Genomic DNA, 21,025 nt, shown 5'->3' on the forward strand with positions numbered 1-21,025 from the left:
CACGTTCGCCGATCGTTGGCCGGGATCGGAAACATACTGATGGAAATCCGCCGAAACACCGTTAGCGAGATAGACCCCGATGGAGCGCCTTCTAGCGATCGTTGCAACAGGTGACGTGGCTTGAGGTTAGCAGTGACTCGAAAAGTTCTGTGGGAGTGCAGTCTTGGATACTCGGCGGGGGACGGCTTCGCTGGTGGTGCAGGCGGTGTGAACACCTGGGCCCACCACAAACAGTCGGTGAAGGGTGCCCCGCGTGCCGCGCTGGGCAGGAGGGCGCGATTTCGGGCCGCTTCGACAAGCTCGACGCCGCCGTGGCGAGGACCTTCGCGAAGGTCCTCGCTGGCTGAGTCTGTCTCGCTGGTGTCCTTTGTTGCGTGGAAGAGGCACCAGTTCATACAAATTTTTGTATACTCGTGGGGTGAAGAAGATCCAGTTCATGGGGACCGCGCTGGAGGATCTTCGTTGTTTTCCCGATGCGGTTCGTCGTCAGTGTGGTTATCAGTTGGACCGTGTTCAGTAGGGGGTCGAACCGACGGACTGGAAGTCGATGGTGGGTGTGGGTTCTGGTGTGCGGGAGATCCGGGTACGTGATGGGTCGGGAGCGTTCCGTGTCATGTACGTGGCGAAGTTGGTGGACTGGGTAGTTGTGCTGCATTGCTTCCAGAAGAAGTCGCAGAAAACGTCGGCGGCGGACTTGGCTACCGCGAGGAAGCGGTACCAGCAGGTGATAGCGGATGACGGGAAGGGTGAGTGGTGATGAGCGATGAAATCTATGGCAGCGTGTGGGATGCGATCGAGGACACTGCGCAGGAGGCGGAGAACATGCGGTTGCGGTCGACTCTGCTGATTGCGCTGTCTCGGCGCATCGAGACCGAGGGATGGACTCAGATGGATGCGGCCGCCCGGCTTGGTGTGACTCAGCCGCGGGTGTCGGATTTGATTCGAGGAAAGATCGACCTGTTCAGTCTTGATGCGTTGGTCAACATGGTGTCGGCCGCCGGACTTCATGTCGATATGACGGTGAGCGCTGCCGCGTAAGGCGCCGAAGAAGCGCTGGAATCTGTTTGGTTTTGAGGCCCGGCCCGCACCCGATTTTCGGGGTGCGGGCCGGGTGCTGCGTGGAGGTGTTGTGACCTGATGGCACGTCCCTGGGGTGTTGTTTGGGGTGTGTGGGGCGCCGGCGAATTTGGGGTCGGCGGGTGTGTTCGGGTTCGGTGGTGGGGGAGTGTCGCCGGGTTCGCTCGGCTGTTGCGGGGTGGTTTGTGGACCGATTTCGAGCTCGGTCTCAACAGGTCAACGCATCACCGACGATAACCGATCAACCCAAGAAGATCGGGTCCCCACCGCTGTCGATGTGATCGAGCAAATCCTGAACATGCGGACTCGGCTCCAAGAACTGGTAGCGATGAAATTTGCGGTCCCGGTCCCTCCAATACAAAGTCCACAACCCGATTTTCTTCGTGAAATGCAGCCGGGCGATCGGGAAACGCGTCCACTCAGGGCTGAGGTCCTCCCGCCACGGCGGCCGGCATTCGCAGATCGTCAGATGACGGGGTGCGATGTCGCATTCGACCCGAATCTCATGACGCAGACGATCGGGAACCCTACTCGCGCAATACTTCACGACCCGCGCGACGTCGAGTTCGGGAAGTCCGGTAGCAGCCATGCCCCCATCATGCCAACCTTCATCGGCGGCCGGCTTCGCTATCCGGTTGCGCAGGAACCGAGTACCCGTTCCTCTCGCCGGCGTGGGCTGTCCCAGTCGAGCACTCGCCGAGGTCGATCGTTGGGTTTGGCCGCGATCATATTCAGGTCATCTTGGCTGAAACTGCGCAGGTCAGCGTTCTTGCGCAGGTACTGCCGCAGCAATCCGTTCGCGTTTTCGTTCGTCCCGCGTTGCCACGGATGGTGCGGGGCGCAGAAGTAGACGGGTATGTCGAGGGTTGCGGTGATGCGCTCGTGTTCGGCCATTTCTCGTCCCCGATCCAGGTCAGCGAACGACGTAGGTGCGCAGGCAACCTGCTCAGGTAAGTGATCAAAGCGTCCGCGACCGTCTCGGCCCGGTACCCGTCAGGCAATGCCACCACATGAGTGACGCGTGATTGCCGATCCACCAGCGTCGCGACCGCTGACGGACGGATTCCGAACACGAGGTCACCCTCCAGGTGCCCGGACTCACTACGATCGTTTGCCGCAGCTCCTCGAAGATCGATCGAGACCATATTTCGTATCCGCCCACGACCGTGGGAGCGTTTCTTCCCGCTCGGTCGACGTATCGGCCGATCGGTACGCAGTTCGTGAAATGTAGTGCTGTCGAACACTTTCCGTGACGGTATGTAGAGGCATCGGTAGATCGTTTCGTGTGAGACCCACATCTGTGGATCGCCTGGGTGCTCGCGCCGAAGCGAGACGGAGATCTGTTGCGGTGACCACTGCTCATGGAGTTTGTCCGTGATGACGGTCCGTAGAATCGCCCGAGCGCACAGGATCGAGATTTTGGGTCGGCGAGCGCGGAAATAAGCGGCGGTATCGGCCTCGACCGCCCGGTAGTTCTCGCGCCCGCAGTTGCGGGCGATCTCGCGTGCAATCGTGGACGGGGATCTTCCGAGTTTCTCGGCGATCGTCCGAGCACTGTCGCCGGTGGCGATTCCTCGCGAAACTTCTTCGCGTTCGACTGCGGTGATGTGGCCGGCCCGCCGTGCTCGTGGGACCGGACGGATACCTCCGGACTCCCGTAGGAAGCGTTAAATTCGAGGCATTGTTTCTCCGAGGATCCGCTCGATTTCTCGTATCGATTCTCCACGGCGGTGGAGATCCCAGATCAGGTTTTCCTGTTCCACTGTGAATCCGAGTGCCTTGCTGCCCATCCGTGCCTCCACGATCGCGCATCATCTCATCAGTAGTGATGCGTTGACCTGTTGAGACCAAGATCGTTACCGGTGAGCTAGCTGTTGCGGGTATGGACGAATTGCCGGACAGGGGGGTGTCGTGAGCGTGTTTTATCCGGCGTGACTCCCACACGTTATAGGCGCGGAGCAGTGCCCAGATACCGCCGGCCAGCAAGACAGCGGCCGGGGTGAGGACCAAAACGTACCTTTCCGCATCCGTGCATGCCGAAAAGGCGTCAAGGTGGCAGGGTGTCTGTCGGTTGGCCATCCAGATGAGTGCAAGCGCCACGGCAAGTGATGCGCAGGCGATGGTTGCGCCTACGTGGATCAGGGCTGCGCGAGAGGTCGTGCTGTCGTCCATCGCTTTTCCACGTCGCGTGTCATGCTCGCTCCTTCATCGAAATCGGGGTTGAACCACTGCACCTGAACGAGCCGAGTGCCAACCCGGTTCGATCCAGGGTTTCCGGTCCGGCAGACCGAGGCAGAAGTGGGCTGTCGGCGGGGTGGTCGTGAACTCGAAGATGACGGCCCCGAATGTTTGTGTCCGACGGCCTTGCCGTGGAGTAACGCACAGGGGCGTGCTTCGGTCGGCGAGTAGGCGTCGAGCTGCCGCCCCGTCGCGGACGTGTGGCGCATTCGACTTCAGAAATTCCAGCCGGAGCCGGGAATCGGTGAACCGTCCCTCGCCGGCAAGTTCTCGTTCGGCATCGGCGTCGATGTCGTTGTTGGATAGGGGATGATTGGTGTGCAACAAGAGTGGCGAATCTGCCGGGCAACTGACTACGACCTCCGAGGCTGAACACTCGACACCGTGGAAACCGCACGCGTCGGCAACCGCGTAATGCTGCCCGCTCGCGTGAGAACTGCGGTGCAGGAAATCGACCGCCAGTTGGCGCGACGGCTGGGCAAGCGCCCCGCGAATAACGGCGGCCACCGGGAGACCCGCATCGTTGTGGTGCAACATTCCGAGGGCATTGACGCTGATGCCGACGCCGGCATCGTTGACACCGGTCAATCCGATCATACCCGCTGAACTGAGGACGAGCGCGCTGGGCCCATCATCCGGACGGATCCGCAATACGACCTGGGATTCGTCCATGAAATCGGGTAGGTCCATGTTCTGGGCCAGGAAGACGCCTTCTGTGCCGGTCTGTCCGACAACGCTGCAGCCGAGTTCCAAGTGCTCACGATGGACCCACCACTGTTCGTCCATGAAGTTGTAGGCGAGGATTTCCGTGAAGGGGACGGCAGCCGCCTCCGCGATGCCGCGCATCTCCTCGGCCAAATCGGGCACTGACGCTTCCACTGCGGCGAGCAATCCGTTTGCAGACAGATGCTCGCGACTTCGAGCGCTCGTACCCTCTCGCCACCGTGCCAAGGCAGCCTGGATGAGTTTACGGGCCTGTTCGCCGTGGGAACGTCCACGTGCACGTCCGTTTCCAACACATTCGATGACCGTCACCGGATTACTCCTGCCGGGTGGGAATGAAATCCTCTGTAAAACAGACTGGCAGAGAAAGTTTCGAGGTGAAAGCCGTACCGCCGAGGTCCGTGCGTCCGGGCCGTCAGCGCGGAAGTTCAAGACACATCACCAACGGGTAGGCCTTCGGGTATGGACCAGTCGCAGGCACCGATATTGGACGCGTTGGAGGAATACCATCGTTTGGACCGCTACGGGTTCTCCCCGCCGGGGCATCGTCAAGGGCGAGGCGCAGACGGCCGGGTCACCCAGATACTGGGCGTCGACCCATTCCGTTCGGACGTATTGGCCTCTGGCGGTTTGGACGACCGACGCTCCAGCAACGGTTACCTGTCCAAGGCGGAACAACTGATGGCCGACGCAGTCAGGGCGGAGCGCGCTTACTTCTCGACCTGCGGAAGCTCCCTGTCGGTCAAAGCGGCAATGCTGGCCGTCGCAGGAAACAACCCGGGAGGTCTACTCGTTTCCCGAGATTCACACAAATCCATCGTCGCCGGATTGATCTTCAGCGGTGTGACGCCCAGATGGATCACGCCGCGCTGGGACGAGGACATGCACTTCTCTCACCCGCCCTCACCGGGTCAGGTACAGACGATGTGGGAGGAATACCCCGACGCTGCCGGTGCACTGATCGTCAGTCCCAGCCCTTACGGGACCTGCGCGGACATAGAGACGATCGCCAAAGTGTGTCATGAGCGCGGTAAGCCACTCATCGTCGACGAGGCGTGGGGCGCACACTTACCCTTTCACGACGATCTGCCGACATGGGCAATGGACGCCGGAGCGGATGTCTGCGTGGTCAGTATTCACAAGATGGGTGCGGGATTCGAACAGGGATCGGTCTATCACCTTCAAGGCGACCTGGTCGACGGGACACACCTGTCGCAGTGCGCCGACCTACTGACGACGACCAGCCCGAATGTGATGCTGTACGCGGCAATTGACGGGTGGCGCCGGCAGATGGTCGAGCACGGCACGGAACTGCTCGGCCGCGCTCTGTCGCTCGCCGGCCGCACCAGAGAACGCATCGCCGACATCGACGGGCTGAACGTGCTCGAAGAGCGACTACTCGGCGAGGAGGCGTCGCATGACTTGGACCGTCTGCAGATCCTCGTCGACGTCAGTGAACTCGGAGTTTCGGGCTTCCAGTGCACCGACTGGATACGCGAGCGCTGCCATCTCGATGTCGGGATGCACGATCACCGCCGAATCATGGCAACCATGTCCATGGCCGACGACGACAGAACTGCTGACCGCCTTGTCACATCCCTCGAGTCGCTTGCTCGCGCCGCAGGCGAGTTCGACAGGCCGCCGAAGATGTACTTGCCGAGCCCAGACGAGCTGCAACTCGAGTCGGTGATGTCGCCGCGCGAAGCCTTCTTCGGACCGACGGAAATGGTCGATGCGGCCGGATCAGCCGACCGTGTCGCCGCTGAACAACTGACCCCATATCCACCTGGCATTCCCGCTGTCGTGCCGGGCGAGCTTCTAGATCAGGCGGTGATCGATTATCTGCGAAGCGGAGTCGATGCCGGTATGGAGATACCTGATGCCGCAGACGGAACGCTTCGACACATTCGAGTGGTTTCTCAGCGCTGACCGGGTGATTCGCGACCATACGCATCGGATGTTTGTCAGATTGCGCTTCGGGTAGTGACTTCCAAGATGCGAATCCGCAACGAAACTGGAGGAAACACGTGCCAGACGACAAGAGCGGTCCGAGCTAAGGCATCAGGGGCTTCGCGGAAGAGGTCAAGGGGACTGTTGTTCTGCCGGACGTCGACTCCCATCCCCGTCCGGCAGAGCCCGTTCGCAGAGAATCGGGACTGTTTCGTAATCGGTGTTTTGGCCCGAGACGCATGCGGGGCCTATCGGTCGTCGTCGAGGGGGACGGATATCGATTGTTCGATCAGATCTTCCTCGGGCGGGGGCCATGGGGTGTCGAGTTCGGTGGTGAGGGCTGCGACGTCGACGGCATCTACTGCATTCGGGTCGGTGGGGATGGTTTGTTCGATGTAGTCGGCGTCGGGTGCCGCGTCGACGGCGGCTGGGGGAATGTGGTCGTGTCCCATGGCGGTGGTCCTTTCTCTGTCGGCTGTCGTCGTTTCTATGTGTCGTGTGTGTTTTTCTGGCGCAGGTGGGCGTTGTCTGCGCGTAGCCGGTTGTTGTCGCGGCGTAGGAGGGCGGTGTTGTCTTCGAGTTCGAGGACTCGTTTGATGCCGACGAGGTTGATGCCGTCGGCGATTAGGTCCGCGATGCGGCCGAGGCGGGTGAGGTCGTCGTTGTTGTAGCGGCGTGTGCCGCCGCGGGTGCGGGTGGGGGTGATCAGGCCGTACTGTTCGTAGAGTCGCAGTGTGCCGGCGGTGAATCCGGAGAGTTCCGATGTCACTGAGATCGCGTACAGGCCAGGGGGTTCGGCGATGGTGGGGTTGCGCGTCATGATGGTTCTCCCATCAAAGAATTTTCCGCTTTCACCGTGGATCTGCCGGAAAGTGCTCTTGATCCGATGTGCGTTCGATGATATACCAAATCTACAGCATCTACTGTAGAAAAGCGGGGATGCGGTGGTGGTAAGCAGTGAGCGGTTCCAGTGACTTTTCCTGGAGGTGACCGAAAATGTTGATGCGCACCGATCCTTTCCGTGACCTCGACCGCCTGACCCGACAGCTGTTGGGTACTGCTTCGCAGCCGGCGGTGATGCCGATGGATGCCTGGCAGGAGGGCGAGCAGTTCGTCGTCGAGTCCGATCTTCCCGGCATGGATCCGGATTCGCTCGATCTCGATGTGGACCGGAACGTGTTGACGGTGCACGCCGGACGGCCGGTTCGCGGCGGGGAGGAGGAGATGATTGCGGCCGAGCGCCCGCGCGGGGTGTTCAGTCGTCAACTGTTCCTGGGCGAGAACCTCGACACCGAAAATGTCGACGCCGGCTACGACGCCGGGGTGCTGAGGTTGACGATCCCGCTCGCGGAGCGGGCCAAGCCCCGCAAGATCGAGATCAGCAGCGCCGGGAACAGCAACGGGAGCAGCAAGGAGGTGGAATACACGCAAGGGAGCAAGCAGATCGATGCGTGAACAGCATTCCAATACAGCATGTTTCGTGAAGGTGCAGAGAAAATGGTACGGGTCGATGATGTCGAGATCGCCCGCATCGCCGAGGACGAGCGTGAAGTAGCCGGCGGGGGCCATCGCGGCGACTCGGGGCGGGAGAGGCTGGACATCCGCCTCTGGCACGATCTGGAATATGCTGCCGTGGTGAGGGATTCGGATCGAATTCTCGCCGATGCCCTCACTCCGGCGGCGTGGGTGTTGCTCACCCGGATCGCCGGATGCACCCTCGACCCCGGCCTGCCGGCCCCGCCGTTCATGTTGCCCCGCTATACGTATCGGGTTCCGGTGATGCGGCCTCGGGCCACCCAACGCTCCCCTCCGCAAGGTTAGGGGGCGTGGGCGGGTTTCTCGTTGCCCGGCCCCCTACGGCGCAGCGAGGAACCCGTGAATGCGCGAGCGGACGCCTCGCGATGGCTGACTTGCGGGGGCGAGTCCGAGAGCTGATGTCGGCGGCAGATGTGACGCCCCGAACTTCGTGGTCACAAGACTTGAGATTCGAACACAGTCGTTACGGGAACACCGGCGGTCACGAGCTTTTCGACTGACGGCGAGGTCGTGTCATGGAGCGGTACAAGTTCACGTTCGCGGATGGATCGAGCAACGACGAGTTCTTCGAGTCGGACAACGAGGCGATCGTCGCGGCGACGGCCGCCAACGGCGGTAGGAGTTGGGGGTTGCATGTCCAGCGCTACGACCATCGCGGAGCGTTGTTGCCTACGAAACTGCCGCCCGGCGGGCACCGGGGCACCTGGTGCCCGAAGATCGGCATGCCGAGTCCGGCGCTGGTACCGGAGTCCGCGGTCGATCCGGCTTCGAAGCCGTGAGGCGTTTACAGGACCGCGGGCGGAGTAACAGGCTACAGGACCGCGGGCGGAGTAACAGGCGGTCAGATGACATGAAGGAGTACTCGCATGGATATCGATGACCTCGATGTGGTGGTGTGGCCCGAATCCGAGGAACGGGAAGCGTGGTGGCGTCAGGTCGTCACAGGCTCGCCCAGGCTGCCGTATGAGTCTTGTTCGCCGAGTTGATAGGCCAACCCACAAGGGCCAACCCTGCAAGGATTGCCGGACGGGAGATCGCGATGATCAATGTTGCAGTGCTGGTAAGTTTGTTGTGCATTGCGTTGGCTGTCTTTGCGCGCCTTGACTTTCGAGAGCACTGACCGACTGGACGGTGGCAGATCCGAAGTCCCAGGGTAGGCGGTAGGAGCGGTGTGCCCCGTCGAGTGCGGCGCCGCTGACGCCGTTGACACGGAGGCTGAACGACTTTCGGTGTTGACGGATCTCTGTCGTATGGTTCGGCGATGAGAGTAGGTGGTGGTGGGTGCGTCATCCGTTGAAAGCGGTATTGGACTGGCTTCGTAGTGGTTACCCGGAGGGTATTCCGGAGAAGGATCATTTCGCGGTGTTGGCCCTCCTGCGCCGTCGGCTCAGTGATGACGAGATCGACCAGGTGGTGGCCCTGTCTGTCGAGCACGCGCATGAGACTCCGGACCGCCACATCGACTACGGGCATGTTCGTGAGCTGATCGCAGGCACCATTGGTGAAGAACCGTCCGAGGAGGACATCGAACGCGTTACTCGTCGGCTCGACGAAGTGGATTGGCCGTTGGCGACGTCCGAGCCGCATGACGGCGACGACGATGATGGTGCAGTCGATTCGACTGCCCCCGAGACGCTTCCGAAGTAGTTGTGCTGCAGGCATTCGCCGACAGAAGGCGCCAACAGAGCAACGTCATCGGAAGGTGTCTTTTCGGCTCTTGCGGGTTTATGGGGATGCCGCTTGCTTCGGTGGACCCCGGCAGTCCACAGATGCTGACACAGCGGTCGCGGTTGTTCACCACACCTGGCGTTCGTAGGTTGCTGCGGCGATGGTCAGCAATCGTGCGACCTCGATCGGAGTACGACTCCACAGGTGCGCGAGTTCTTCGATTCCGGTGACTGCGATGTCGAACAGGGATGCGATGACGTTGACTCCCACTGCGTCGGGTTCGGGTACTCGTTTGTGCAGGTCGTAGTAGACGATGGCTGTCGTCGCTTGAGGTAGGTGTCTGGTGCCCGGGAAGATTTCGTGCCGGTCGGGGGTGTAGTTGTCGATGATGGTGAAGGGGTGGCTGCCGGTGTCGAATGCGATCAGGTCGAGCACTGCGGCGCACAGGATGGTCGCTGATTCGTACCATTGCCGGTATGTCAGTTCTGCGGTGTCGCGCAGGGCGCCGCATCCTTCGGTGTCGTCGGTGAGGTAGGCGCATATCAGGGCTGCACAGTGCTGAACATGCGTTTTCGAGGGCAACAGCGGGCTCCTTCAACGGTGAATATGTCAGGTACCCAGAAGTAGCGATCAGTGCACATTCGTGTCCTTTCCACGGAATCGCTCTCGTGCTTGGTCGAGGCATGTAGCCATGGCACGGGCCGCAACGGCGGCGCTGTCGGATGTCGCTGAGGTCCGATGCTCGTCTCCCCAGCCGGTACTGACTGTGGGGCACGGGTTGTTTGAGGGCGCCGGAGTTCGGGAAGGAATCGGAGATGAGTACAGCGGAGCAGACGTATCGTCCGGGTCAGAAAGCGCCGGTCAGCGGTTTCTACGAATGCGATTGCGGTGACGCGCACCGGGTCAGTACCGATGTCGCCGGCCACGTGCTGCCCCCACTGCCACAAGGATGCTCGGGCGGGGTGTGGCGGCTGAAAGAGGCCCGGCCCGTGTAGCTTTGATGGTAGTCAACGCCGTTGGAGCACTCGCTTCAGGACCGCACGGGCGGTTCTCCGCTCGGGAAAGTCCCTCGATGTCGAAAAACCTGTCCCTCTGGGAATCTCGTCCCTCGGAATCTTTCGCGGTGACGAAACAGCTCGCCTGTGAGCTCGTCCGCGAGACAGGGGTCGACGGGGTCGGGGTTGCGGTGTTCGCGACCGACTCGACGCGGGACCTGGTGTTCGCCACTGACGGCATCGCGGAGGAGCTCGACGAGTTGCAGTTCACCCTCGGGGAGGGCTCGTGCCTGGATGCCTATCGTCTGCACAGTCCGGAGCGTCACGACGACATGGCAGGCGGTGAGGCCCTGACCCGTGGCCGCTTTTTGCCTCGGAGGCACTGTCGGTGGCGGCGGCGAGTGTGTACGCATACCCCCTCGACGGTGGGGGTGCCCCGTTCGGGGTGCTCGAACTGTACGGCCGATCTCCGATCGCACTGTGCCCAGGCAGGATGTGACGTGTCGGTCGTACGCGCACACCATCGCCCACGCGGTGGTCTCCGAGGTCGGTCCGGCGTCCGCATTGGCCGGCGGTAGCGGCATCGGGGTGTTCCGGCGCGGTAACGTCCACATCCCCTCCGGGATACTCGCTCCAGACCTACGATCCGGACGAGTGGGAGATCTTCATTGAGGAGTGGGCTTCGGGCCTGTCACCCCGGTACGCCCGCGTCCAACGTTTCGGAGGATCAGACGATCGAGGTGTCGACGTCGCAGGGTTCAAGACTGGCCGTGGCTTCGAAGGTGAGTGGGACTGTTTCCAGGGCAAGCATTACGACAAGAGCCTGACGCCCTCAATCGCCTGGCCGGAGATGCTCACAGTTTTCCTCCTCCCGGTACGAAACCCCCTCTTGAATCGCACCGGAGTTTCCGGGGACTTTGATGTGCCTGTCATAAACACTCAGTCCAGGCCCTCGGCCCAGGGGCGATCGGGTGAGGTCCTCCTATGTCCGGATGGGCGTAGGAGGACCTCACCGATCAGCTTCGGTGGGACCGTTTGTGAAAGTTGCCCGGCTCTGCGTCAGGGCTGGAATTCATCTGTTTGGGGGTTTTGTGGTGGGGTGGGGAAGAGGATGCGGTTCCACCAGGATTGCCGGTCCGGATCTTCTTTCCAGATGATCGGCTCGTCGGCGGGGGCGGATGGTGCCGTATCGGTGATCGTCGAAGGCATCGTTGACCTCCTGGGTAATTCGGATTCGGTGGGTGGTTGTGGTTGCCGATTCGGGGGTGCGGTTCTTACAGGTGTGGCACTGCTGCCGTGAGGAACACTATCCCGAAGGCGATACCTGCTGTGCCGGTGAGGATTCCGATGGCGCCGTGTCCGTCGCCGCAATTGTGTCCAGCGGTGTCTGGGCGGCGGGCCGACAGGCCTGCGCCGAGGGCGGCGGCTCCGAGGAGGATACCGAGTCCGAACATCCAGAACGTCAGGATCGAGAGGGCGCCGAACATCATTGACATGTCGCTGTATTCACTGCTGGTGATCGGTGTGTGTCGATTCCACCGGACAGGTGGGGTGGGCGCTTCGGTGGGTACTTCGGTCTCGTGCAGGTTGTGCGGGTTCTCAGGTGGGGGAATGGTCGATATGGTCATGGTTGTGAGGCGGGGTTTTCGTGCAGGGGTGTGTGGTGATATCCGTTGTGGTGCTTACGGTTTGCTTCTCCGGCAGGCGCAGCGGAACCGGCAGGCGCAGCGGAAAGTGCAGCAGAAAGGTGGGGTGATGCCTGAGCCCTGTTGCGCTAGGTTTCTCGGGCATCACCCCACCGCAGGTGTGCGAGGGGAAGGCGATCAGGCTTCGATCTGCACCGGCTGCGCCGTCTGATCGGTGCCGGCGCGTGAGGGTGGCCCGGAGGAGATGTCGATGCGGCGCGGTTTCGCTTTTTCGGCGATCGGCAGGCTCACCGTCAGGACACCGTTGTCGTAGGAGGCGGCGATACGCTCGCTGTCGATGTCGTCGCTGATCGAGAGTTGGCGTCGGTAGGTGCCGGCGAATCGTTCACCGGCCAGCCAGCTCACACCGTCCTCGGAGGGCGCGCTGCGGTGCGCGGTCAACGTCAAGGTGGAGCCGTCGAGGTGCACGTCGACCGATCCGGGATCCACGCCGGGAAGATCGGCGTGCAGGACGTAGTGGTCGTCGACTTTGTGGAGGTCCATCGGCATGAATCGTGGACTGCGGCTACTGCCGTAACCTGCGGCGAGCAAAGATTTGGTGATCGAGTCGATGTCGGTGAAAGGATCGAAACGAAGCACAGCAACACACCTCCCATGTCGTGAAAAGAAAGGTCCCCGCCACCGTGGCGGGTGACCGAACCTACTGTGCGAGAACATGTTAAACAAAAATTCTGGCACTCGGCAAGTCCGAGTGCCAGAATTTTTGTGGAGGAATTCCGGAGGAAAGACGGCGCTGTGAATCGGGCTATTCGGGGGCGGCGCTAGGTTCGCTGCCACGCTGCTGGGTGTGTCGAAGTTCGGTGTTGATACGTCGGGCTTCGGTGAGTTGGTCTTCGAGGATGATGATGCGGCACGCCGACTCCAGCGGGGTACCGGTGGCGACGAGTTCGTGGGCGCGGGCGGCGATACGGAGTTGGTAGCGGGAGTAGCGGCGGTGTCCGCCGTCGGAGCGTTGCGGGGTGAGGAGTTTCGCGGCGTCGAGACTGCGCAGGAATGCTTGCCGGACACCGAGGATGTCGGCGGCCTGGCCCATGCTGTAGGCGGGGTAGTCTTCGTCGTCGAATTTGTCGGACAGTGCACTGCCGGGTGGTTCTGCCTGAATGGGTCGCTTCTTCCTGTCCACGGACGGGACCCCCGGCGCCGTTGAGGCCGCCGGGGGTCTGGGTTGAACTTCCTTACACACTGCACTCTTTCGAGCTGCCGGACTTTAATTGCATTGTCCGGTAGCCGCTCTCAAGGGGCTGCCGAGGCCACACACATCTCACGCAACTTCGGCCTCGAACCTGCCCTGCCCTGCGGTACTGCTTGCGGGTAGTTCATCTCTCCCGCACCTTGTGATTCATTCTTGCGGCGAGCGGCTTGTGTTTGATTCTCGGGATAGGATCGGCCCAGTCCCTGGTCACGCAGCGGCTACAGGATGTGAGGACACGCCGGGCAGTGCTGCGTCGGCCAGATCGAACAGATAGGTTGACCATGCCGTTGACAGCGAAATACTCGGAAAAATACAACGACGCGTTGATCGCATTGGCCGCGGCCACCCAGCGTCCCACCAATGTCGTCAACCTCGACGGAAGCTACGCCATCCGCGTCGATCTCGAGTACAACCGCTATGTCGTTGCCACCAACACGCCGCGAGGGTTGTCGGACGAGCCGGACACGAACGGTTCGTGGCTGGTACGCATCTTTCGATCCGACCTCGCCGGCGTCTCGGACGAGTTGCTCGTCGAGTCCACCGCTGCATGGTTGATCGATGCCTTCGATTCCGCGTTGGCGCGACTCGAGTCAGGCGGAAACAAAATCGAGGCCGATGCCGACTTCGGTGACATCAGCCGTTCCGTGGCCCTGAGCTAGACGTTCCTTCAGAATGGTGTTCTCGGTTTCCAGTGAAAGAATGCGGCGAACCCCCACTAGATTGACTCCCTCGTCGATCAGTGCGGTGATCCGGCGCAACGTATCCAGATCTGCTTCGCTGTACCGGCGGGTGCCTCCGCTAGTGCGGGTGGGGGTCAGTAGCCCGCGTCGCTCGTAGAGTCGTAGCGTCTGCGGTCCCACGCCGGACAGTTCCGACATCACCGAAATCCCGTACACCCCGCGTAGTGCACGCGGCGCAGGCATTGCTGTCTGTTCTGTCAATGTCGTCTCCCGAAGTTCGTCGCCCCTGGTCGCCGCTCGCAGGATCTTCGACCGTAAAGGGTGACGGCATTCGATTTCCCATGCTCGGTAGCCGGAATAACCTTCCTTTCACGCTACACATTTTCTGCTTCTGGCGGAGGGCATGTGACGAGTACGACGATCGGTTGCATCTAGCGCCGGCACTGAGCCACGCTCTTGTCTGTACCGGCGTTGTGCATGTTCTCCGGGGCGCCGCGTGCCGCCACCGTTCATTTTCCGCGATCTCGGGCAAAGCGGCCCCGCATGCCCGAGGCTTTCGTGACCGACGTCGTCATCTGGGGTGGCCCGCTGCGGGGTGAAGCCGTGGTGATTCGCCCAGTTGCTCGCCCAGCCGTCAGGGGCGGAAAGGGTCATTGCGCGCGGAAGGTATATCGCCGGCGCATCGCTTCGAGGGCGTGGGTGTCCTCGTCGGTGAAGCTCGACGCATCTGCCCAGGCCAATGCCTGACGATAATCGCGGCGGCATTGGTCCAGGTCCTCGGGCGGCAGTCCCGCGTACCGACTCTCGGCCGGGCTTTCCTCGGGATCGGGGGACCGGGCGAACTGGGCCAAGTACGCGGCGAGTGCAGCGGCGTGGCGACGACGATCTGCCGGCATGACGTTTTCACCTTTTCGGTCGAGACATACGTCGGTAACGCAACGCGCACGCCTCTCGCCGCACCAGTGGTCGGCGAGCCGCAGCGGCTCGTCGCCTCGGAAGAGATTGCAGCAATAATCTAGTTATCTACGATGTCTGCTCGAGTGTTACAGCAGAAAAGATTGTGCTTCCTCTTCCTGCACGTACCGCGACACCTTAACTGTGCACGAGCAGAGCCGAATCCTTCCGAGCGTGTGCCTTCGGATTCTCCTCTGGGCGTGTTCTCGGAAGCTGTTATCCGGCATTGAGGTTTCCTGGTGCGGGGATGAGAAGGTGAACGTTTTTGAACTCGGCGACACCTGTCGGAAAACCTTCAATAGCGGTAGTTTTCGACACATGTTGTTCGGTTACGCACGCGTATCCAGTGCGGAGCAGAATCCCGCCCACCAGGTCGACGCGTTGGTGCGGGCCGGGCTCGACGCCGAAAACATCCATACCGACCGCGCGAGTGGTGCGAAAGCCGCACGCCCACAGCTCGATGCAGTTATGCAGCGACTGCGCAGCGGTGACACCCTGGTCATCACCCGCCTCGACCGGTTGGGGCGTTCGGTGTTGCATCTGATCCCCCTCGGCGCGCAGCTGCGCGAGCGCGGGATCGGATTGAAGGTCCTCGATGCGGCACGCGGCGTCGAGGGGGTTGCCGACGACGCCGGGAAGCGGACCGGCGCCACTCTCGGATGCGCCCGAGGCGCCGACATGAGCGACGCCGCGACCGTCCGGGCCTTGACGAAAATACTCTGAAATCCAAAAGCGGTATCTCGGCTCTCAATTGGCTCGACCCGATCAGTGAGACAGAAAGAGAGCAGGAAGACTCAGATCCCAGGAAGATTCAGATCCACTGTTCGGTGGATGCCGCGAGAAGTCGGTCCATCGTCTCTGCGGAGAAGGTGTTTGTCGGGATCGGGCGAGCCTTGCGGCCACGGCGCGGTGCACCCAGCTCGGGGTACAGCGAGCGCGAGACCTCACGGGCCGCGTCGACTACCAGCGGGGCGACTCGCTCGAGCTGAGCGGTCCGTATGTCGCCGCACAATGCGATGCTGCCGACGGGGCCTTCATGCCCACGAATCGCGGCTGCCACGCATGCCAGGCCGCGAGCGGATTCACCGCGCTCGAAGGCCAAGCCCCGACGCTGACGGATGCGGTTGAGTTCCTGATGCAGAATGCCGATCTCCGCGATGGTGTTCTCGGTACAGCGCGGAAGGGTCGCGCCGAACAAGGCGTCGACGCGTTCGGGGTCGATCCACGCGAGCATTGCCTTGCCGCCCGCGGTGGAGTGGGCAAGAACCCGGCCACCGACGCGCGACGGGAGTGCCGCGGCAAATCGGCCGCCGACCTTGTCGAGGTAGACGGTTTCGCGGCCGTCGAGCACCGAGAGGTGCACAACCATTCCGGTCTGCAGGTGCAGTTCGTGCAGGACGGGTGCAGCGGCTTCACGAATCTGGCTGTGGCCACCGTCGCCGCCGAGGCCGCGTGCCCGCCGTCCGAGGCAGTAGCCGAACGATGCGTGATCGACCCAGTCGAGCTTGACGAGCTGATCGAGAATGCGGTGGACGGTGGAGCGCGGCAACTGCGTGCGGCACGCCACCTCTTCCAGGGTGAGCCGTCCTGCGCGTCCGTCGAAGGCGTCGAGAATCAGCGTCATCCGCTCGACCATCGACGGCGGAAGATCCTTTTTAGCCTGAGCGCTGGTCGGCTGAGCAGTGGTCATGGTGTCGTTGATGTCAACGATGGTCATGGACACCTCCCGGAAATTAGAATTTATTTCACTTTATTGTACGTGTGTCGCGTTCGGTCGACGTTAAGTTGCAGGTCCACGCTCTGTTGCGGTGCGGCAGAGGCGTCAGACGCTGCTCCGAGCGTCGCGCTTGCGTGTTCCTTTTCTCGGCGTCGAGGCCGGGTCCCGAACACTCTGGCGCGGGCGTGGACGGAAATGAGCGACACCTTCGTTGCGCCGGCTGACACGCTGCCGTGGCGCCCGCTGCTGCGGCACGCAGGCTGCTTTTTCGACTGTACTCGTTTTGTGTTCTCAGATCGGTTCGGGTGAGCCGCGAGGCTGGGATCGCCCCAGGTAGTGCGTGTTCGGTTTCTCCTGGTCGCTTTGTTTCTCTTGCCTGACGTTTCCGAGGAAAGCGATCTGGGTAACAAACCGGCGGTCGATGAGGAGACAGTGATGGATGTAATTGTGTGGGCCGAATCCGAGGAACGTGAGCGGTGGTGGCGACAGGCGATGGGCGTCGAGCCCGTAGGCGAGCCTGGCGTGGGAGGTGAGACGGGAGAGCTGACCACTAGTGGTTTTTCGGTGGCGTCGAGGATGCGCGAATCGGCAGTCCGATCGTTTCGGGGCGTGTCCGCGGCCTGAGTGAATCCGCCCGGCGCGGATGCCCACTATAGATCTGAGCGTTCTGTCTTGTGCTGTGCGAGTGAGTAATTCGGTATCGGAAGGAGCAGTGTGACGATGGTGAACGTGGTTCTGTTGCTCGGGACGTTGGGTGTGGGTCTGGTCGTGGTGATGTGTTTGGACTTCCAGTGGCTACGATCGTCCTCGCGTGGTGAACGTCGGCGGCACGCTGGGCATGCTCGTGTGGGACTCGGGAAGCCGTAGAACTTTCTCTCAGAAAACCTTGCCGCCGGTGACCTGTCGCCTTTGCGGAGGTAAAACCGTTATCGGAGGGGTGTGGGGAGATCCGGCTTCGCCGGGTCGTATCTGATCCGGACGTTCGATGTTTCCACGCCAGGCGCCTGTTTCGTGGTCGCGTTTTTCGATGAACGTCTTGAGGTTTTTCCTGTCGGTTGTGACTCTGCGGGTGAGGGGTGCGAGTCTGTCGGCGACGTTTTCGGCGAAGCCGTCGGGGTCGATGTCCATCGTGTCCCGGATTCTCGCTCTGCTGGCCGTGGGCCTACGTCGCGCTGCGATGGGATGTGTACCAGGCCAATGACCGGGTGTCGTTGAACTACGAGCGAACCGTGCGGCGTAACTCGCAGCGGCAGTCGAGTTTGATGCCGTGGCTTCCGAGCCTGGGCGGAGCGATCGCTACATGATGGACGAATGTGAGAGCCGCGTCCGATTCGGTGAACGAATTACTTTCTGACTGCGGTTGTTTCGGGCAGAAATTCGGCGCACAGTAGGGGATGGACCGTTACAGGATTACGATGCCGGATGGTTCGTCGACCGATGAATTTTTCGAGTCCGACAACGCCGCAATCGCTGCGGCTACGGAAGCGAATTTCGGTGCGAGTTGCGGTATCGAAGTGCAGCGCTACGCTGACGACGGGCATTTGTTCGCAACGCATCTGCCCGAGGGTGGACATCAGGGAACGGTCAGGCGGCACAGGCCTAGGCCGGAGGCGGGGTGATAGTCGCGCTCTGCCCAGGCCATCCGGATTGCGGCGAGGAAGGGTCTTGCTGTCATGCCCTCATCGGCGAGATTCGAATAAGTGTGAGTGTCCTATCGTCCGCGGATAGTGAGTTCGCAGAAATTGTGGTTTGGCGAGCTGTCTCTGACTCAAATCGGTGGGCCCAACTATGGGGCGAATCGATTTTTTCGGCCTGACGGACGGGCCCACCAGTCTCAAAGCGTGTCCGGGACGTGGTCGGCGCACCGTGTCCGTGGACGTTCTAATCAGCCTCGGGGTGTAGTCAGGGCCGATGCGCATGCATTCAAACTGTCGAGAAGCGACTTTCGACGGCTTCGATCCAAACCGCCGAGCATTTTTTCCTCGATGGAAGCGACAGCTGCCGATGCCTCCTCGAGTCGACTTGCGCCGACCGCTGTGAGAAGCAGCTTCTGCTCACGGCCCTCGCCGATCACCTCGATGAGGTTCCGTCGCCGGAGCCCGCCCAAGAGTTGGTGTGTCGCCTGTCGGCTGACGAACACCCCCCGCGCGAGATCCGCATTGGACAAACCGGGTCGTGACGAAATCAGTTCCAGGCTCGAGTATTGCGAAACGGTTAGCTCAAGGTCTCGCAAACATTCGTCCAGCGCTGCTCGCAGCGCTGAGGTCGTGCGCTTGAGGGCGTATCCGATCGAGGTGTCAACATCCACTTGACTCACGTCAACATCTTGACATACATTCGGCTCGTCAACAACTTGACGAGAATTGATCAGATAGGACACCACAGTGGCAATCACAACAGTGACCGGACCAAGCTTCCTCGCCCTCCAAGTAGCGGACGTGGAACGAGCTGCAAATTTTTACGAAAACATCGTCGGAATGGTGCGTGCGCCTCAGTCACCGCCCGGAGCGGTCGTGTTCGCGACATCACCGATCGCCTTCGGCGTGCGGGGCCCATCGCCAGGCACGGATCTGGCAGCCGGCCTCCCGGGCCTGGGCGTCGCGCTGTGGTTCGCGTGCGAAGACGCGCGAGCACTCCACGACCACCTCGCGGCAGAAGGAGTTGACATCGTCACGCCTCCCTTCGCCAGCCCGTTTGGAGATACCTTCGCTTTCCGGGACCCTGCGGGATATGTCATCACAATGCATACTGGCTAAAGCCAGCTCGCACAATCACTAACTAGTTCGTTGGACCACTGGAACCTGAACCTATTGCGCGCCAGTCCAGATGGCGTCTGGGCAGGTTTTTGTCATGGGGCAGTCGGCTCTGGTCATACGGCTATCGCTGAATCAGTGCTCGCAGAGTTGCGCGGTTCCCAGATCCGTTCATCACGGATCAGTGCCCACAACACGTTGGTTCGGCGTCTCGCGAGGGCCATGACCGCGGCATTTCCGCGTTTTCCTTCGGCTTTCTTCTTCTCGAAGTACGTCTTGGACTCGGGGCAGAACCGAATACTGTTGAGCGCGGACAAATACATCACCCGCCGTAGTTGCCGGTTGTAGCGGTACGGGCGATGATGCCGCCCAGTGGTTTTCCCGGAATCGGGGCACCGGCGCCAACCCCGCGTAGGAGGCCAGGTGGTCGGGGGAGGCGAATGCCTCGATGGTGCCGATTGCCGCCAGGAACTCCGCACCGAGACGCGGTCCCATGCCCGGCATACTGACCACGATTTCGGCGAGTGGGTGTCTGCGGAATCGGCTTTCGATTTTCCGTCCAACTCGACCAAGATCGCGTTGAGGCGCAGCACGTCCCGCGCCAGGTCCGCGACCAGTTCGGCGGCGAGTTCTTCGGCCGGCAGGCGAACCGTCTGAGTCTTCGCGGCTTCGACTGCTGCGGTCGCGATCTTCGCCGCCGTGCCAGGCCTAGACCGTGCGTCGTGAGTAGCGAAGTCAGACGGGAAACCCCTGCTCGGCGTATCGCTTTCGGCCGTTGGTATCGGCTGAGGAAGATCGCCCACCCGTGGTGTTCGGCGATCTTCGATACCCGCTCAAGGGCCGGGCAGACGGCGGTGAGTTGTTGGCGGAGTTGGCTGATCGTGCGAATACGGTCGGCAACCACGTCGTTGCGTCGGGTAATCAACATCCTCATCTCCCGCACCACCGTGTCGTCCGCTTGTAGGCGGGTGAGATCGCGTCGCATCCGGGATTGATCGGCGATCACCCGCGCATCCTTGGCATCGGTCTTTCCTTCGCCGCGGTAGCCGGCGGAGGCGCGGTTGACGGCGCTACCAGGTAGGTACTGCACAATGTGGTGGTGGTCGAACAGTATCGCCAACAGCAACGACGCTTCGACGGCGATCAGATCCACCGTCCACGTCGTGTTTTCCGGCGAACCCAACGATGCGACTTCGGACAACAGTAGGGTGATGTCATCCTCGTCGTTGCTCAGTTTCCGAGAGAGCAGAACGTGTCCGTCCCGATCGAGGACACACGCCCAGTGCACTTCTTTGCCGACATCGACACCAACGAAAATTCTGTCCATCCAGCTGCCTCCTACGATATGTTCGTGCAGGTCAGCCCACAGACAATCCATCCGCAGATCCTTAAACAGCGACATAATTTCGCAGGTCTCAATAATGCGGCCGGGAAAGTCCGGACCGGACGGGCGGCCATTCCAATCGAGCCTCACCCGAAAGTAGGCAACCTGTGACAAGCCACACCCGCCCGGTCTGGGCGTCCAGTGAAACTACCGGACCAGAACGACATTAAGGACCTGTGACCGTGCACGATCATATCGACAACGACTCAGCCGTAAGCACACCGACAAGGGGGAGAGCAACCCAGCGGCGACCCCAACGGAGGGCGATCGCGACACGGGACGGCATTGCTTCGTCCGCGGCCGAACATTTCAACACAGTCGGGTACGCCGGCGCGAGGATCACTGACATCCTGGCCACAACGGGGGACTCGAAGCGCGCAATGTATCACCACTTTCCGTCCAAAGAGTCTCTGGCGCAGTACCTGGTGCAGGGATGGGGCACCGTCCTTGTC

At 61.5% G+C, this 21,025-nt stretch carries 29 protein-coding genes and 2 pseudogenes; 14 read left to right on the forward strand and 17 right to left on the reverse strand.

Annotation, left to right across the window (positions count from 1 at the left end):
- Nucleotides 1-547: 547 nt before the first annotated feature.
- Both V2B23_RS29135 and V2B23_RS29140 read left to right on the forward strand, forming a co-directional pair.
- Entirely contained in the window at nucleotides 548-757 is a 210-nt protein-coding gene (locus V2B23_RS29135; protein ID WP_430953436.1) for a type II toxin-antitoxin system RelE/ParE family toxin, read from the forward strand.
- Nucleotides 757-1,038: a helix-turn-helix domain-containing protein gene (locus V2B23_RS29140; protein WP_336883077.1), complete on the forward strand. Its 282-nt coding sequence runs from the start codon at nucleotides 757-759 to the stop codon at nucleotides 1,036-1,038. The genes V2B23_RS29135 and V2B23_RS29140 overlap by 1 nt, the downstream gene beginning before the upstream one ends.
- Nucleotides 1,039-1,318: 280 nt before the next feature.
- Here V2B23_RS29140 and V2B23_RS29145 read toward each other — a convergent pair whose 3' ends face one another.
- The 3 genes and pseudogenes from V2B23_RS29145 to V2B23_RS29155 form a co-directional block, all read right to left on the reverse strand.
- Nucleotides 1,319-1,666: a DUF3024 domain-containing protein gene (locus tag V2B23_RS29145; RefSeq protein ID WP_430953437.1), complete on the reverse strand. Its 348-nt coding sequence runs from the start codon at nucleotides 1,664-1,666 to the stop codon at nucleotides 1,319-1,321.
- 38 nt (nucleotides 1,667-1,704) lie between these two features.
- A pseudogene (locus V2B23_RS29150) lies at nucleotides 1,705-2,867 on the reverse strand (IS30 family transposase).
- A 415-nt stretch (nucleotides 2,868-3,282) separates the two neighbouring features.
- Nucleotides 3,283-4,350, reverse strand: a complete 1,068-nt coding sequence (locus V2B23_RS29155) for a C45 family autoproteolytic acyltransferase/hydolase (RefSeq protein ID WP_430953438.1) — start codon at nucleotides 4,348-4,350, stop codon at nucleotides 3,283-3,285.
- A 150-nt stretch (nucleotides 4,351-4,500) separates the two neighbouring features.
- Between V2B23_RS29155 and V2B23_RS29160 the strand changes: the two genes are divergently transcribed.
- Nucleotides 4,501-5,967, forward strand: a complete 1,467-nt coding sequence (locus V2B23_RS29160) for an aminotransferase class I/II-fold pyridoxal phosphate-dependent enzyme (RefSeq protein ID WP_430953439.1) — start codon at nucleotides 4,501-4,503, stop codon at nucleotides 5,965-5,967.
- Nucleotides 5,968-6,236: 269 nt separating this feature from the next.
- On the opposite strand, the gene V2B23_RS29165 is transcribed toward V2B23_RS29160, so the two are convergent.
- Complete coding sequence (locus V2B23_RS29165; RefSeq protein ID WP_430953440.1) at nucleotides 6,237-6,440, reverse strand: hypothetical protein; 204 nt, start codon at nucleotides 6,438-6,440, stop codon at nucleotides 6,237-6,239.
- 35 nt (nucleotides 6,441-6,475) lie between these two features.
- A complete protein-coding gene (locus V2B23_RS29170; RefSeq protein ID WP_430953441.1) occupies nucleotides 6,476-6,808 on the reverse strand; it encodes a MerR family transcriptional regulator in 333 nt (110 codons plus the stop codon).
- A gap of 176 nt (nucleotides 6,809-6,984) precedes the next feature.
- Here V2B23_RS29170 and V2B23_RS29175 point away from each other — a divergent pair, with 176 nt between their 5' ends.
- From V2B23_RS29175 to V2B23_RS29185, 3 genes are all read left to right on the forward strand, one after another.
- Nucleotides 6,985-7,443 (forward strand): Hsp20/alpha crystallin family protein, encoded by a 459-nt coding sequence (locus V2B23_RS29175; RefSeq protein ID WP_430953442.1) that lies wholly within the window; start codon nucleotides 6,985-6,987, stop codon nucleotides 7,441-7,443.
- 42 nt (nucleotides 7,444-7,485) lie between these two features.
- Nucleotides 7,486-7,809, forward strand: coding sequence for a hypothetical protein (locus V2B23_RS29180; protein WP_430953443.1), 324 nt, complete (start codon nucleotides 7,486-7,488; stop codon nucleotides 7,807-7,809).
- 230 nt (nucleotides 7,810-8,039) lie between these two features.
- Entirely contained in the window at nucleotides 8,040-8,303 is a 264-nt protein-coding gene (locus V2B23_RS29185) for a hypothetical protein (RefSeq protein ID WP_430953444.1), read from the forward strand.
- A 160-nt stretch (nucleotides 8,304-8,463) separates the two neighbouring features.
- On the opposite strand, the gene V2B23_RS29190 is transcribed toward V2B23_RS29185, so the two are convergent.
- Entirely contained in the window at nucleotides 8,464-8,601 is a 138-nt protein-coding gene (locus V2B23_RS29190) for a hypothetical protein (RefSeq protein WP_430953445.1), read from the reverse strand.
- A gap of 204 nt (nucleotides 8,602-8,805) precedes the next feature.
- Between V2B23_RS29190 and V2B23_RS29195 the strand changes: the two genes are divergently transcribed.
- Nucleotides 8,806-9,171, forward strand: coding sequence for a DUF3349 domain-containing protein (locus V2B23_RS29195; protein ID WP_430953446.1), 366 nt, complete (start codon nucleotides 8,806-8,808; stop codon nucleotides 9,169-9,171).
- 147 nt (nucleotides 9,172-9,318) lie between these two features.
- Here the strand turns inward: V2B23_RS29195 and V2B23_RS29200 are convergent, their stop codons facing one another.
- Nucleotides 9,319-9,774, reverse strand: a complete 456-nt coding sequence (locus V2B23_RS29200) for a hypothetical protein (RefSeq protein ID WP_430953447.1) — start codon at nucleotides 9,772-9,774, stop codon at nucleotides 9,319-9,321.
- Nucleotides 9,775-10,007: 233 nt separating this feature from the next.
- Between V2B23_RS29200 and V2B23_RS29205 the strand changes: the two genes are divergently transcribed.
- Both V2B23_RS29205 and V2B23_RS29210 read left to right on the forward strand, forming a co-directional pair.
- Nucleotides 10,008-10,187 carry a hypothetical protein gene (locus tag V2B23_RS29205; RefSeq protein ID WP_430953448.1) on the forward strand — a complete coding sequence of 60 codons (180 nt, stop codon included), beginning with the start codon at nucleotides 10,008-10,010 and terminating at the stop codon, nucleotides 10,185-10,187.
- A 480-nt stretch (nucleotides 10,188-10,667) separates the two neighbouring features.
- Entirely contained in the window at nucleotides 10,668-10,859 is a 192-nt protein-coding gene (locus V2B23_RS29210; RefSeq protein ID WP_430953449.1) for a hypothetical protein, read from the forward strand.
- A 387-nt stretch (nucleotides 10,860-11,246) separates the two neighbouring features.
- On the opposite strand, the gene V2B23_RS29215 is transcribed toward V2B23_RS29210, so the two are convergent.
- The 4 genes from V2B23_RS29215 to V2B23_RS29230 form a co-directional block, all read right to left on the reverse strand.
- Nucleotides 11,247-11,396 (reverse strand): hypothetical protein, encoded by a 150-nt coding sequence (locus V2B23_RS29215; protein WP_430953450.1) that lies wholly within the window; start codon nucleotides 11,394-11,396, stop codon nucleotides 11,247-11,249.
- A gap of 65 nt (nucleotides 11,397-11,461) precedes the next feature.
- Nucleotides 11,462-11,815 carry a hypothetical protein gene (locus V2B23_RS29220; RefSeq protein WP_430953451.1) on the reverse strand — a complete coding sequence of 118 codons (354 nt, stop codon included), beginning with the start codon at nucleotides 11,813-11,815 and terminating at the stop codon, nucleotides 11,462-11,464.
- A gap of 195 nt (nucleotides 11,816-12,010) precedes the next feature.
- Nucleotides 12,011-12,472 (reverse strand): Hsp20/alpha crystallin family protein, encoded by a 462-nt coding sequence (locus tag V2B23_RS29225; protein ID WP_430953452.1) that lies wholly within the window; start codon nucleotides 12,470-12,472, stop codon nucleotides 12,011-12,013.
- Nucleotides 12,473-12,638: 166 nt separating this feature from the next.
- Nucleotides 12,639-13,016 carry a MerR family transcriptional regulator gene (locus V2B23_RS29230; protein WP_430953453.1) on the reverse strand — a complete coding sequence of 126 codons (378 nt, stop codon included), beginning with the start codon at nucleotides 13,014-13,016 and terminating at the stop codon, nucleotides 12,639-12,641.
- A 350-nt stretch (nucleotides 13,017-13,366) separates the two neighbouring features.
- Here V2B23_RS29230 and V2B23_RS29235 point away from each other — a divergent pair, with 350 nt between their 5' ends.
- Nucleotides 13,367-13,744, forward strand: a complete 378-nt coding sequence (locus V2B23_RS29235; RefSeq protein WP_430953454.1) for a hypothetical protein — start codon at nucleotides 13,367-13,369, stop codon at nucleotides 13,742-13,744.
- Here the strand turns inward: V2B23_RS29235 and V2B23_RS29240 are convergent.
- Together V2B23_RS29240 and V2B23_RS29245 are read right to left on the reverse strand one after the other, a co-directional pair.
- Nucleotides 13,676-14,008: a MerR family transcriptional regulator gene (locus tag V2B23_RS29240; protein WP_430953463.1), complete on the reverse strand. Its 333-nt coding sequence runs from the start codon at nucleotides 14,006-14,008 to the stop codon at nucleotides 13,676-13,678. The two genes, V2B23_RS29235 and V2B23_RS29240, sit on opposite strands and share 69 nt — an antisense overlap.
- A 407-nt stretch (nucleotides 14,009-14,415) precedes the next feature.
- Nucleotides 14,416-14,661 (reverse strand): hypothetical protein, encoded by a 246-nt coding sequence (locus V2B23_RS29245; protein ID WP_430953455.1) that lies wholly within the window; start codon nucleotides 14,659-14,661, stop codon nucleotides 14,416-14,418.
- A gap of 376 nt (nucleotides 14,662-15,037) precedes the next feature.
- On the opposite strand from V2B23_RS29245, the gene V2B23_RS29250 reads away from it, so the two are divergent.
- Entirely contained in the window at nucleotides 15,038-15,442 is a 405-nt protein-coding gene (locus V2B23_RS29250; RefSeq protein WP_430953456.1) for a recombinase family protein, read from the forward strand.
- 88 nt (nucleotides 15,443-15,530) lie between these two features.
- Here the strand turns inward: V2B23_RS29250 and V2B23_RS29255 are convergent, their stop codons facing one another.
- Nucleotides 15,531-16,436, reverse strand: a complete 906-nt coding sequence (locus V2B23_RS29255) for an IclR family transcriptional regulator (RefSeq protein ID WP_430953457.1) — start codon at nucleotides 16,434-16,436, stop codon at nucleotides 15,531-15,533.
- 435 nt (nucleotides 16,437-16,871) lie between these two features.
- Here V2B23_RS29255 and V2B23_RS29260 point away from each other — a divergent pair, with 435 nt between their 5' ends.
- The gene (locus tag V2B23_RS29260) at nucleotides 16,872-17,060 is read left to right on the forward strand and encodes a hypothetical protein (protein ID WP_430953458.1); all 189 of its coding nucleotides are present in this window, start codon (nucleotides 16,872-16,874) and stop codon (nucleotides 17,058-17,060) included.
- Between the two features lie 252 nt (nucleotides 17,061-17,312).
- On the opposite strand, the gene V2B23_RS29265 is transcribed toward V2B23_RS29260, so the two are convergent.
- Nucleotides 17,313-17,564: a hypothetical protein gene (locus V2B23_RS29265; RefSeq protein WP_430953459.1), complete on the reverse strand. Its 252-nt coding sequence runs from the start codon at nucleotides 17,562-17,564 to the stop codon at nucleotides 17,313-17,315.
- 757 nt (nucleotides 17,565-18,321) lie between these two features.
- The gene (locus tag V2B23_RS29270) at nucleotides 18,322-18,753 is read right to left on the reverse strand and encodes a MarR family winged helix-turn-helix transcriptional regulator (protein WP_430953460.1); all 432 of its coding nucleotides are present in this window, start codon (nucleotides 18,751-18,753) and stop codon (nucleotides 18,322-18,324) included.
- A 67-nt stretch (nucleotides 18,754-18,820) separates the two neighbouring features.
- Between V2B23_RS29270 and V2B23_RS29275 the strand changes: the two genes are divergently transcribed.
- A complete protein-coding gene (locus tag V2B23_RS29275; protein WP_430953461.1) occupies nucleotides 18,821-19,192 on the forward strand; it encodes a VOC family protein in 372 nt (123 codons plus the stop codon).
- A gap of 113 nt (nucleotides 19,193-19,305) precedes the next feature.
- Here the strand turns inward: V2B23_RS29275 and V2B23_RS29280 are convergent.
- Nucleotides 19,306-20,516, reverse strand: a pseudogene (locus tag V2B23_RS29280) (IS110 family transposase).
- A gap of 233 nt (nucleotides 20,517-20,749) precedes the next feature.
- On the opposite strand from V2B23_RS29280, the gene V2B23_RS29285 reads away from it, so the two are divergent.
- Nucleotides 20,750-21,025, forward strand: a 276-nt coding sequence (locus tag V2B23_RS29285; RefSeq protein WP_430953462.1) for a TetR family transcriptional regulator, incomplete at its 3' end; no start/stop codon positions are given.

The sequence above is a fragment of the Rhodococcus sp. 24CO genome (assembly GCF_050586165.1).
GTDB lineage: Bacteria > Actinomycetota > Actinomycetes > Mycobacteriales > Mycobacteriaceae > Rhodococcus_F.

Coding starts and splice junctions, on each gene's coding strand:
- V2B23_RS29135 (WP_430953436.1), top strand. CDS start 548: ATGGTGGGTGTGGGTTCTGGTGTGCGGGAGATCCGGGTACGTGATGGG.
- V2B23_RS29140 (WP_336883077.1), top strand. CDS start 757: ATGAGCGATGAAATCTATGGCAGCGTGTGGGATGCGATCGAGGACACT.
- V2B23_RS29145 (WP_430953437.1), bottom strand. CDS start 1,666: ATGGCTGCTACCGGACTTCCCGAACTCGACGTCGCGCGGGTCGTGAAG.
- V2B23_RS29160 (WP_430953439.1), top strand. CDS start 4,501: ATGGACCAGTCGCAGGCACCGATATTGGACGCGTTGGAGGAATACCAT.
- V2B23_RS29165 (WP_430953440.1), bottom strand. CDS start 6,440: ATGGGACACGACCACATTCCCCCAGCCGCCGTCGACGCGGCACCCGAC.
- V2B23_RS29170 (WP_430953441.1), bottom strand. CDS start 6,808: ATGACGCGCAACCCCACCATCGCCGAACCCCCTGGCCTGTACGCGATC.
- V2B23_RS29175 (WP_430953442.1), top strand. CDS start 6,985: ATGTTGATGCGCACCGATCCTTTCCGTGACCTCGACCGCCTGACCCGA.
- V2B23_RS29180 (WP_430953443.1), top strand. CDS start 7,486: ATGGTACGGGTCGATGATGTCGAGATCGCCCGCATCGCCGAGGACGAG.
- V2B23_RS29185 (WP_430953444.1), top strand. CDS start 8,040: ATGGAGCGGTACAAGTTCACGTTCGCGGATGGATCGAGCAACGACGAG.
- V2B23_RS29190 (WP_430953445.1), bottom strand. CDS start 8,601: ATGCACAACAAACTTACCAGCACTGCAACATTGATCATCGCGATCTCC.
- V2B23_RS29205 (WP_430953448.1), top strand. CDS start 10,008: ATGAGTACAGCGGAGCAGACGTATCGTCCGGGTCAGAAAGCGCCGGTC.
- V2B23_RS29215 (WP_430953450.1), bottom strand. CDS start 11,396: ATGCCTTCGACGATCACCGATACGGCACCATCCGCCCCCGCCGACGAG.
- V2B23_RS29220 (WP_430953451.1), bottom strand. CDS start 11,815: ATGACCATATCGACCATTCCCCCACCTGAGAACCCGCACAACCTGCAC.
- V2B23_RS29235 (WP_430953454.1), top strand. CDS start 13,367: ATGCCGTTGACAGCGAAATACTCGGAAAAATACAACGACGCGTTGATC.
- V2B23_RS29240 (WP_430953463.1), bottom strand. CDS start 14,008: ATGCCTGCGCCGCGTGCACTACGCGGGGTGTACGGGATTTCGGTGATG.
- V2B23_RS29245 (WP_430953455.1), bottom strand. CDS start 14,661: ATGCCGGCAGATCGTCGTCGCCACGCCGCTGCACTCGCCGCGTACTTG.
- V2B23_RS29250 (WP_430953456.1), top strand. CDS start 15,038: ATGTTGTTCGGTTACGCACGCGTATCCAGTGCGGAGCAGAATCCCGCC.
- V2B23_RS29255 (WP_430953457.1), bottom strand. CDS start 16,436: ATGACCATCGTTGACATCAACGACACCATGACCACTGCTCAGCCGACC.
- V2B23_RS29260 (WP_430953458.1), top strand. CDS start 16,872: ATGGATGTAATTGTGTGGGCCGAATCCGAGGAACGTGAGCGGTGGTGG.
- V2B23_RS29265 (WP_430953459.1), bottom strand. CDS start 17,564: ATGGACATCGACCCCGACGGCTTCGCCGAAAACGTCGCCGACAGACTC.